This window comes from Paenibacillus residui (assembly GCF_042677205.1).
Lineage (GTDB): Bacteria > Bacillota > Bacilli > Paenibacillales > NBRC-103111 > Paenibacillus_L > Paenibacillus_L residui.
In genome coordinates this window covers 18,471-29,711 of sequence record NZ_JBHTIU010000053.1, presented here as the reverse complement: position 1 = coordinate 29,711, position 11,241 = coordinate 18,471, and the positions used below count along the sequence as shown (strand labels likewise).

Sequence of the window (11,241 nt, the reverse complement as noted above, 5' to 3'; positions counted from 1 at the left end):
CCCTCTCCCTTATACGGTTATTATCTATTTTCACTTAAGGGATGTCCACTTTTTATTCTAACTACAATTATGCAACATTTATATCAAAACTTATCTTCTCGCCCGGTGCATCCGCATCGGGCCTTTTCTTTCTTACCACATAAGAGTCTTGCGGTTTACAGTAATCAAATTGGTGTAACAAGACTCTTATTCGCATAAAAAGCTACATGAAAACCGGGTTGTTCGTCTTCGAAGAAGATCCGATAGGAGTTTTTCTCACAACTCAAACATTTGTTCGCCTACAGATTGTTGTCTGGAGCGATAATACGGTCCGAGAAGTCGGCTGATTTGCTTCTGCAATTGAAGCGGGCTATGTTATACTGTGATCAAAGAGCGGAAATGTTTATGACAGGGGTGACATCGAATGGAAAAGGTAAATTCACCGGAAGAGTTAATGGAGAACATCGCGAATATGAGCCGTGACAACTCTGTTTATCAATTTCATATTCCTGGAAAAGGGACGTTCACTCTCGTCTTACAAGAGGAAGAACAGCGATCCATTCAAGCTGATGCTGAAGCCAATCCAGAACTGAGAGCCATGATTGAACAAAGCAGGAGAGAATTCAAGCTAGGCAAAGCCATGAGCACATCGGAAATGCTAAAGTCCTTTTCCCCCGAGGACTTTCGAACATGAAACGCGTAGTTCTATGGTCTCCGGTGGTAAGAAACAAACTCTCCCAGTTTCGCAGCGAGCGATTTTCCCCCGAGGAAACGTTTGATTTCATTTCTCAATGGATTCTTGAAACAGAAGTTGTACTTTCCAATCTGGTCTTAAGTAAGGCTTATACGGAGGAAGATGGCACTTATATGGGACTGTCGCGTATCGTTGTGAAGCGGTTTAGGGTTTACTTTGAACAGTTTGAGAATGAGATTAGAATTGTTGCTGTTTTGTTTCCTGGTGAAAAATAGAAACTTCAGGCGGTAAATTCGGGAGGACGGTTCACAGCATTAAGTCAAAATTGAATGAATCAGTCTAACAACCAAGTGATGAAAACGGCTAAGTTTGATTAGTCGTTTTTTTTGCATTTCGAACATTCGTTCGCTGACAGATTGTTGTCTTTGCTCTTCGATATATTATCTTTTAAAGTGCAATAGGAGTTGATTGAGTTGGAACAAAAGCTTCACCCGAATGTGATTCGATATTGGCAAATTAAGTATGGCTTACATACGTTCAAATGGATGCTGCTCGGCAGCATCCCGTTAATTATCCGGGGAGTTTGGTTACCTGCTTGGGTTTGGTTAAGCATAATTTCCTATCTGGCGATACTATTTTTCTTCATTAAGGGACTCGTCTTTATTTGTTACGGGGTCTACAGAAAATACTCTCGAAGAAGCTATCTCCTTGGTGACGATGAGCTGATGATTCGATGGGGGAATGTCTGGTCGGATAACTCCTCCATTATTCCTCTCAGCCGGGTGCTGCATGTGGATCAAGAACAAGACATGCTTGCCAAAAGATTGGGCCTGTCTGAGCTAACCATTACAACGGCAGGAGATCACCACTTTATTGTGGGACTGACAGAAGAGGATGCCGTTCGGCTGCGCAGACAAATCATCGAATTATCCAAATTAGACAACAAGGATACTTACTATGATTAAGCGGCATCATCCAATTACCGTCATTTATAAGATATACAGTCAAATCCGGTATTCGATTATTCCCCTTACCGCGTTTCTATATAACGAGATTCGAGCAGGAACCGGACAACAACCTGATTGGGTATATATCGCGGCCACAGTCTACGGTATTGTGACTGGTGGTTGGTCAATCCTTTCTTGGTATAGAGAAACCTATCAATTGGATTCCAAGGCGCTGCATACTACCAAAGGTGTATTTACCGTAACCCAAAGAACGATACCGCTCATGAAAATCAATAACTTAAAAATCGAGCAAAGCTGGATATATCGGCTGCTCGGGATCGCCAATGTTGAACTTCAAACGAGCGATTCCAATGATGATGCCGATGCCCGCTTGATTACATCCAGAAAGACGGCAGATTTGCTCAAGAAATCCATTGGGCAGATCGAAAACCGAAGTGCGATTCCAGAGTCAAAAGATCATCACGTTACCAGAAAAGAAATCATAATGCTGTCCATGAGTTCGAATACATTCTGGCTAGGACTTCCTGTCACGATCGCTGTCATTCAACATTTGTGGAGTTGGTTATTCCCTACACCGGAAGAAGAACAAGTCAGCTTCATGGAATTATTCAAGAAAGAGACTTGGAGCGGGATAACCTTAGATGACAGCATAAAAGTCACACTGTACTTGGCAGCTTTCTTGGGGATCTGCGTAATGGTTACTTGGCTGTTCTCCATAGGGATGGCACAATTTCGTTATAAAGGTTGGCATCTATCGAGAGCCGGGGATGTGATTTCCATTCATCATGGTTGGGTGGAGCGAAGATCGGTGCAGATTCAGGTGAAACGTATCCAATCGCTGCGAATCAAAGAGCTGATGTTTGGGCGTTTGTATGGATATGCTTCTGTATGCATGGATTGCGTTGGATATTCAGGGGAACGGAGAGTCAAATTGCTTATTCCTTCTATACGTACATCGGAACTAGTCGAAGTGCTAGGTCGGTTGCTTCCCGAGTTCCAACTCCAAACTCCCGAGCGAGCTTTACATCGAAGCGCGAAATTTGCCACAGAGATTCCAATTATCTCGTTGCTCGTATTCGGTATACTTGTGGGTTGTTATTTCACCTTATGGTCTTTGACAATCATTCCGGTCCTTTACATCGTCTATAAATACATGAAGTACGTCTATGTTAAGACGAAATGGGAAATCGCGGCGAACTTGTTCATCTTACGCAAAGCCGGCTTCAATCAGACGACTGTGTACCTCTTGCGTGAATCCATAGAATCCATAAGTATCAGACAATCATGGTGGCAGCGGTTATTTCGTATTTATCAGCTGGAAATGGAGATCGATTCTCCTGCGAACGTATGGGAATACCGTATGTCGGGGATCACGAAACAAGACTGCAATGAGATTCTAGGATGGTATAAAAATAAGAGTCATTAGTCTAATTCAGGTGGTGTTTATATGGAAACAGATCAAGCCGTAAGAGATTGTCTATTAAATTTAATCGCCGGTTTGGAAGAGTGGGGGAAAGAACTAGGCGAGCCTCCAGCTCTATTACGCAATGGTCATATGCAGTTTGTTCGACTGCTGATGTTAGAGGGAAAAGAAGCTCCAATTGATTTGCATTCACTTATTCGACTGTTGCAAAAACAGTGGATGATTCATTTTTCCCATGCCAATAGGCAGGAAGAACTAGGAAGCGTGTCGAATTTCCATTTATGATAAGGATTTACATTACATATTAGTCCATAGGAGATATAACATGACGGATAAAGTGCTACGACTCTTTAAAATACTGCTTGCCATTCAAGCCAATCCGGGGATTTCGGCCAAGGAGCTGGCGGATAAGTGTGAGACAACGGATCGTACGATTTACAGGGACTTGAGGATCCTGGACCTGATCGCACCTATTACGAACGAAGGTTACGGGAAAGGATACCGCTTTGTCGGGAATTTCGCCATGTACCCGCTTAATTTTACGGAGCAGGAAGCGTTGGTGTTTTCTGTCCTTCCTTCCGTGTTGGACACCGGCAAATTGCCTCCAGGCTTTGATTCCGCTTACGACAAAGTGATGGCAACTCATGTGAAAGAATCCCGGAAGCGGTACGATACATTGGAAAATGTCGCGGATATGATCCAAATGGGTACTCCAGCTTATCGGGAAAGCAGTGCCAACTTCTTGCTGCCTATCATGGAAGCGATCATAGCCAAGAAGACGATCCGTGCTGTATACCATACGCAGTATAGGAATGAATTAACGGAGCGCGAAATTGATCCGTACTATCTGGTCCCGCGGGATCAACGGTTTTACTTGATCGGCTATTGTCGTGCCAAGCAGGAGATTCGTACGTTTCGGATTAGCCGTTTCCGCCATGTAGAACTGACAGGACATCATTTCGATAAGGGTGATTTTAGCATCACTCAGTATATGAAGCACACCTGGTCCATTGAGCGCGGAGATTCTTTAATTACCTTTAAGATCAAATTCCATCCCGATGTCGCGCGTTATGTTAAGGAAGAAGAATTGTTTGTGAGACCGAAGATGACCGATCTGCCGGACGGCAGCTTATTATTCGAGGTCACCGTCAATCACGAGCGGGAGTTTATGAATTGGGTGGTTCAGTACGGACCTTCGGCGGAGATTTTAGAGCCTGCATTTGTCCGGGAAAAGTTTAAGGAACAGCTACAGCGTTGGGGACAGTTGTATGGGCTGTCAAGTGCTGTTGTTGAACGATAGACGAAAGGAAGGTGTCTGTTTTGAAAAGTGAAGCCACGTTTCTAGGACGTTTGTATGATGCGATCCGTAAAGAGCCGTTTCGCCGCAAGATTGTCATCGCCCCCTCCTATATGGAAGGGCAATCCTGGCTTATGCGAATATGCCGAGCATTTGGGCCGGTTATGAACGTGGAAGTCCACACGGTTCAATGCCAAGGCTTGGTCTGAAAAATTCGGGTATAAAACAAAGGAAGCGGGATTGTATTTTGTTAGTTTGCAGAAACATGTCATATTAGGACAGTCCGTAGTATAATTAAACAAGAATCAACATGCAGAGGAGATCGTTATGATTACAGGTGAATTAAGGCAAAAAGTAGACCGGATTTGGGAGACATTCTGGACCGGAGGTATTACCAATCCATTAAGCGTAATCGAACAGTTTACATATTTGTTGTTCATTAAAGGTCTGGACGAAGCGGAAACGCGCAAGGAGAACGAATCCGTGCTGCTGTCGTTGCCTTTTACCGGACTGTTTCCAAGTGACAAGCAGTACTTACGCTGGAGTCAATTTAAATCGTTCGATCCTCAGCGGATGTATGATGTTGTCTCGAACGAAGTGTTTCCTTTCATCAAGACGCTTCATGGAGATAAGGATTCAGCCTATGCCAAATACATGGGCGATGCCATATTTATGATCCCGACTCCGAATATGCTTGTGCGGATTGTCGAGGGTATCGATTCGATTGATATGAAGGATAGGGACACCAGCGGGGATTTATATGAGTATCTGCTGTCCAAGGTGGCTACGGCTGGAACGAACGGACAGTTCCGTACGCCGAGACATATTATCCAAATGATGGTCGAATTGATGAAGCCGACGCCCGAAGATATCATTTGCGACCCGGCTGCAGGTTCGGCAGGATTTCTCGTTGCCGCAGGTGAATATTTGCGTCGCCACCATGCCGATCTTTTTCTTGTTCAAGGGTTGAAAGAGCATTTCAAACAATCATATGTTCTACGGTTTCGATATGGACCGTACGATGTTGCGTATCGGTGCGATGAATATGCTGCTTCATGGGGTGGATAATCCGAATATCGAATACCGCGATTCCTTGAATGAAAACAATACCGACAAGGACAGATATACGTTAATCTTAGCCAATCCGCCGTTTAAAGGCTCGCTTGATGCGGATTCGTTAGCAGCGGATCTGTTGCGTGTGACTCGCACTAAGAAAACGGAGCTGCTGTTCCTCGCTCTGTTCCTGCGTATGCTCAAAGTAGGGGGACGCTGCGCTTCCATCGTGCCGGACGGTGTCTTGTTCGGTAACAGCACAGCCCATAAAGCCATTCGTAAGGAAATCGTTGAGAATCACAAACTCGAAGCGATTATTTCAATGCCAAGCGGGGTTTTCAAGCCATATGCCGGGGTTTCGACAGCAATTATGATCTTCACCAAAACAGGTGCAGGCGGGACAGATCACGTTTGGTTCTATGACATGAAGGCGGATGGTTACTCGCTTGATGACAAGCGGAATCCGATCGAGGCGAATGATATCCCCGACATTGTGGAACGGTTTGGCAAATGGGAAGCAGAGAAAGAGCGTAAACGCACCGAGAAGTCTTTCCTGGTTCCGGTTGATGAGATTCGTAACAATAACTATGATCTAAGCATCAATCGGTACAAGGAAACGGAGTATGAGGAAGTTCAGTACGAGGACCCGAAGGTCATACTCGCTTCTATTAAGCAACTCGAGGATGAAATTGTTGAAGGGCTTGCGGAACTGGAGGCGTTGTTGGGGTGATGGCGAAAAAATGCAAACTAAAGGAGATAGCTTCAATTTCCGCTGGATCAACTGCACCGGATAATGAATATTTTGGAAATGAAGGATATCCTTTTATTAGAGTTAGTCACCTAGACGATCTTCTTGCTGGTATCGATATTAACACAATTCCTAAAATTAGCGAGAAACATGCGGAAGCTTTAAAATTAAAGAAAGTTAGAAAAGGAACATTGTTACTAGCTAAAAGCGGCATGAGTTGTTTGAAAAATAGGGTCTACCAATGTACATATGATTCATATGTTGTAAATCATTTGGCAACTATTGATGTGAAAAACGAGTTGGCAGACCCAAGTTATATTTGTTATTTCTTACGATGGTTTAACGTTAGTAAGTTAATAGTCGACGAATCATACCCTAGTATAAGAACCTCCGCCATAGGTGAGATTGAAATATACCTTCCAGAAATGACTGCTCAAAAGACTATTGTTACTTTACTAAGTAAAGCCCAAGCTTTAATTGACAAACGCAAACAAGCAATAGCCAAGCTTGATGAATTAGTTAAAGCTGTGTTTTTGGATATGTTTGGTGATCCGGTTAAGAATCCATATAAATTTGAAGTTGTACAAATGGAATCGCTACTTGATTTTCTTACGAGTGGTTCGAGGGGATGGGCCCAACACTTTGCAAGTTCCGGAGACCTTTTTATCACCATAAAGAATGTAAAAAACGGAAAGTTGTGGTTGGATGATGTGATATATGTAAAAGCCCCGAATACGAAAGAAGCAGAGCGAACAAGAGTTAAGAATAAAGATTTGCTACTTTCAATAACTGCCGATCTTGGTCGAACTGCAGTTGTAGATGAGTATACAGCTGAAAAAGGGGCGTATATAAACCAACACTTATCCATATTAAGACTTAACCATAGATGTAATCCCTTTTATGTGTCTCATTACCTTGAAAGTGCGGGAGGGAAAATTCAATTTGCGTCTTTAGACCAGGTCGGTGTTAAGTCTGGTTTAAACTTTAATGCTATAAAATCCTTAAATGTTATTCTACCACCAATAGACGAGCAGAATAGATTTGAAGCAGTATTAAAAAAGATAGAAAAAGAAAAAGAAAAGCAATCTCAATCCCTCCAACAACTAGAATCCAACTTCCAAGCACTTCTTCAAAAAGCCTTCAAGGGCGAATTGACAGTGAAGGATGGTGTAACGGTCTAAATGGGTGACGTGCAGCTAACGAATTTTGAATTTCTCAGTGCAAATAAAACTTATGCCAGCTTTGCTGGCGCATGTATTGAGGCAGAAAAGGCGTTGGTCGTCAGCCCTGCGACCTGCGCGATTCTCAGCCGGCGGGCATTAGAGCTTGCTGTCAAATGGCTGTTTACCTATGATAGCGACTTGAAGGTTCCCTATCAAGATAATTTGTCGAGCTTGATTCACGATGTAACGTTTCTCCGCGTTATCGATCAATCCATGCTGCCTCAGCTAAAATATATTACGAAGCTAGGCAATATCGCTGTGCATTCGAATGCGACGATCAGCCGCGGCGAAGCAATCCTGTCACTTCGTAACCTACATAACTTCATCAGTTGGATCGACTATTGCTATTCGGTCGATTATACCGCAAGAAGCTTTGATGAACAACTTCTATTGGAAGAGAACAAGCATCAAGAGAAAGTGAGACCTCAGGAGCTGCAGGATTTATACGACCGCTTGGGTTCGAAGGACCGGAAGCTGGAAGATCTGATCAAAGAAAACGAAGAGCTTCGGAAGCTGCTGGCCGAACGCAAGGCACAGAATACACAGGAGTATGACTTTGTGCCGGATCAAATTAGTGAATACGAGACCCGAAAACGTTATATTGATCTGGAGCTGAAGTTGGCTGGCTGGATATTCAATAAAAATGTAGAAGAAGAGTTTGAAGTACAAGGTATGCCAAACGGCCAGGGGAGCGGTTATGTCGATTACGTTTTATTCGGCGAGAACGGGAAGCCGCTTGCCGTTGTGGAAGCGAAAAGGACAAGTTCAGATCCCAATGTGGGCAAGCAGCAAGCGAAGCTTTACGCAGATTGTTTGGAGCAGCGGTATGGACAGCGTCCGTTGATCTATTATACGAATGGATTTGTAACGAACTTCTGGGATGATCTTCACTATGCCAGTCGACAAGTATCCGGGTTTGCCAGTCAGGATGAGCTGCAGCTGCTCTTGAACAGGCGCTCTATCTGTAGGCCGCTGCAGGATGTACTAATCAACAACTCCATTGTAAATCGTCCTTATCAGCATGAAGCAGTCCTTTCGGTTTGTGATGCATTAAACAAGGGACAGCGGACCGCTTTGCTTGTCATGGCGACAGGCAGCGGTAAAACACGTACCGCGAGTGCCATTGTTGATGTGCTTAGCCGATATAACTGGGTGAAGAATGTGCTGTTCCTTGCGGATCGCACCACGCTTGTTCGCCAAGCCAAAAACAGCTTCAGCCAGTATTTGCCCGATATGACGCTGTGCAACCTGCTGGACAGCAAGGACAACCCGGAGACGGCGAGAATTGTTTTCTCTACTTATCCGACGATGATGAATGCCATCGACGAGGCCAAGCGGAAGGACGGCAAAAAGCTGTTTACGGTTGGTCACTTCGACTTAATCATTATCGATGAATCGCATCGAAGCGTCTACAAAAAATATAAGGCCATATTCGATTATTTTGATGCCATCCTCTTAGGGTTGACAGCAACTCCTAAAGATGAAGTTGACAAAAACACATATGACGTGTTCCGTCTGGAAAATGGCGTTCCGACTTTTGCCTATGAACTTGAGCAAGCGGTCAAGGAAGGTCATTTGGTGGATTACCGCACGGTGGAAACGACGACGAAGATTATGGATGACGGCATCCGCTACGATGATCTGTCTGAAGAAGAGAAAGAACAATACGAAGAAGTGCTGCTCGAAGACGAAGATGAGGAGCCGCGGGATATCGACAGTGCAGCGATTAATGAGTGGCTGTTTAACCGGGATACGATAGACCGGGTGCTGCAGTTTGTGATGGAGCGGGGTCTGAAGGTTGAAGGCGGAGACAAACTGGGTAAGACCATCATTTTTGCCAAAAACCATAGGCATGCAGTTGCGATCGTGGAGCGATTCGATAGCTTGTATCCGGAATTGAAGGGTCATTTTGCACGGGTCATTGATATCAAAACAAATTATTATCAATCCCTGATTGATGATTTTTCCTTATGGAACAAGCTTCCGCAAATTGCTGTTTCTGTAGATATGCTGGATACAGGCGTAGACATCCCTGAGGTTGTCAATCTGGTATTTTTCAAGAGGGTTCGTTCGAAGTCGAAGTTTTGGCAGATGGTAGGTCGTGGAACACGGCTATGTAAAGATCTTCATGGTATTGGTGAGGACAAAAAGGAATTTTTGATCTTTGATTTTTGTCGGAACTTTGAGTTTTTCCGGGCAAATCCAAAAGGGAAGGATACCGATATTGCCGAAACTTTATCGGAGAAATTATTCAATGTACGTACCCAGATTGTACGTGAACTTCAGCAACTGCGTTATCAAGAACCAGAGTATATCGCACATCGCGCCGAATTGGTAAAACTGTTGAAAGATAGCGTGAGTACGTTAAATGAGGAGCATTTTCGCATCAGGCAGCATATCCAATATGTCCATAAGTATAAAAATGACAATGCATGGCACTCCTTAAGTGATACCGATATGGGAGATTTGAAGGAGTATATAGCTCCTCTTGTCGTTTCTTTAGACAGCGATGAATTAGCAAAGCGGTTTGACTATATGATGCTGATCATCGAATTGGCTAAGCTTCAGGGGACACAATCGGCGAAACCGATTCGCAAAGTCATAGAGACGGCAGAAAAACTCTCCAAGTTGGGTACGATTCCTCAAATCGTCGCTCAGCGAGATGTAATAGAGAAGGTCATGATGGCAGAATTCTGGGAAGAAGCGGACATCTTCGAAATGGAGAAAGTTCGTGTTGCTTTACGGGATCTTATTAAGTTTCTGGAACGGGAAACGCAGCAAATTTATTATACGAATTTTAAAGATGAGTGGCTTGCTGTGGAGGAGAGCCGCGGCTTTTATAACACCAATGACCTGCAAAATTACCGCAAAAAAGTAAACCAATATTTACAGACGAACAAGGATCAAATAGCTATTTATAAATTGCGCAACAATAAACAGATAACGAAACAAGATTTGGAGACGCTTGAACATATTCTATGGGCAGAGCTCGGAACCAAAGAAGATTACGAGCGGGAATATAAAGATTTACCAGTAACGAAGCTTGTAAGGAAGGTTGTAGGACTTGATCAGGAGGCCGCGAATGAAGCATTCATGGTGTTCCTGCAGGAAAATCGGTTGAATGTCAATCAACTTCGGTTTGTAAAACTGATTATCGATTATGTAGTTAAGAACGGTATCATTGAAAAATCCGTACTCCAAGAGGAGCCGTTCCGCTCGGTTGGCAGTATAACGGAACTGTTCAGCAATAATCTGGACGATGCACGAGCAATTATCGGTATAATAGATACGATTAATAAGAACGCTGAGGTTGCTGGGGCTTAGTTTTTACGGATTATAGACACCACTAATTTAATTACTTGCATCTGGGCGTAACTAAAATGGACATCTATTTTAGTGCTTCCTCGCTACTCTGGGTGGGGTAAATAGACAGCGATTTTATATGGAGAGGCGGGCATGATAAGCTGGTTAGCAACGCGAATTCCTTACCCTTCGCGGCTTTCGCGAGTACTCATGCCCGCAGAGGCTCCATGTCAAATCGCTCTATTATGCCTCTCAAACGTAGTTTTTCCCATGTAGTATAGCGAAGAGCCTTTTAGTTACGCCTTTTTTAAATTAACGTTTTCGGGGTGAAGAAGTAATGATTAAAGAAATTTCCATTAAGAAGATAGCAGCTTATGATAATACAGGTGTTGTCTTTAGTGGATCGGGTATAGTCGAGGTTGTCGCTGAAATGTCAATTGTGACCAAAGCTTGAAGAAAAGTTTGAACTTTTTTTCACAAAGTGGTCCGGCCCCTGTACACAGGATGGAAAAACAGCTTTAATAAAGGTATAAGCTGCAACCTTATAAGCATC

General features: G+C 43.7%; 9 protein-coding genes and 1 pseudogene. All 10 read left to right on the top strand.

Annotated features, from left to right (window positions below; all coding sequences use genetic code 11):
• The first annotated feature begins 403 nt into the window (after nucleotides 1-403).
• Nucleotides 404-673 carry a hypothetical protein gene (locus ACFQ03_RS16210; RefSeq protein WP_379289402.1) on the top strand — a complete coding sequence of 90 codons (270 nt, stop codon included), beginning with the start codon at nucleotides 404-406 and terminating at the stop codon, nucleotides 671-673.
• Nucleotides 670-948, top strand: a complete 279-nt coding sequence (locus tag ACFQ03_RS16205) for a hypothetical protein (RefSeq protein ID WP_379289400.1) — start codon at nucleotides 670-672, stop codon at nucleotides 946-948. Before ACFQ03_RS16210 ends, ACFQ03_RS16205 begins: the two co-directional genes overlap by 4 nt.
• A 198-nt stretch (nucleotides 949-1,146) precedes the next feature.
• Nucleotides 1,147-1,638, top strand: a complete 492-nt coding sequence (locus tag ACFQ03_RS16200; protein ID WP_379289398.1) for a PH domain-containing protein — start codon at nucleotides 1,147-1,149, stop codon at nucleotides 1,636-1,638.
• A complete protein-coding gene (locus ACFQ03_RS16195; RefSeq protein ID WP_144936911.1) occupies nucleotides 1,631-3,067 on the top strand; it encodes a PH domain-containing protein in 1,437 nt (478 codons plus the stop codon). Before ACFQ03_RS16200 ends, ACFQ03_RS16195 begins: the two co-directional genes overlap by 8 nt.
• Nucleotides 3,068-3,088: 21 nt before the next feature.
• Nucleotides 3,089-3,349, top strand: coding sequence for a hypothetical protein (locus ACFQ03_RS16190; protein WP_144936914.1), 261 nt, complete (start codon nucleotides 3,089-3,091; stop codon nucleotides 3,347-3,349).
• A gap of 40 nt (nucleotides 3,350-3,389) precedes the next feature.
• Nucleotides 3,390-4,364, top strand: coding sequence for a helix-turn-helix transcriptional regulator (locus ACFQ03_RS16185; protein ID WP_379289395.1), 975 nt, complete (start codon nucleotides 3,390-3,392; stop codon nucleotides 4,362-4,364).
• Nucleotides 4,365-4,384: 20 nt separating this feature from the next.
• The gene (locus tag ACFQ03_RS16180; protein ID WP_379289393.1) at nucleotides 4,385-4,570 is read left to right on the top strand and encodes a hypothetical protein; all 186 of its coding nucleotides are present in this window, start codon (nucleotides 4,385-4,387) and stop codon (nucleotides 4,568-4,570) included.
• Between the two features lie 118 nt (nucleotides 4,571-4,688).
• Nucleotides 4,689-6,144: pseudogene (locus ACFQ03_RS16175) on the top strand (type I restriction-modification system subunit M).
• Complete coding sequence (locus tag ACFQ03_RS16170) at nucleotides 6,144-7,343, top strand: restriction endonuclease subunit S (protein WP_379289405.1); 1,200 nt, start codon at nucleotides 6,144-6,146, stop codon at nucleotides 7,341-7,343. The pseudogene ACFQ03_RS16175 and the gene ACFQ03_RS16170 overlap by 1 nt, the downstream one beginning before the upstream one ends.
• Nucleotides 7,344-10,709 carry a DEAD/DEAH box helicase family protein gene (locus ACFQ03_RS16165; protein ID WP_379289391.1) on the top strand — a complete coding sequence of 1,122 codons (3,366 nt, stop codon included), beginning with the start codon at nucleotides 7,344-7,346 and terminating at the stop codon, nucleotides 10,707-10,709.
• Nucleotides 10,710-11,241 lie beyond the last annotated feature (532 nt).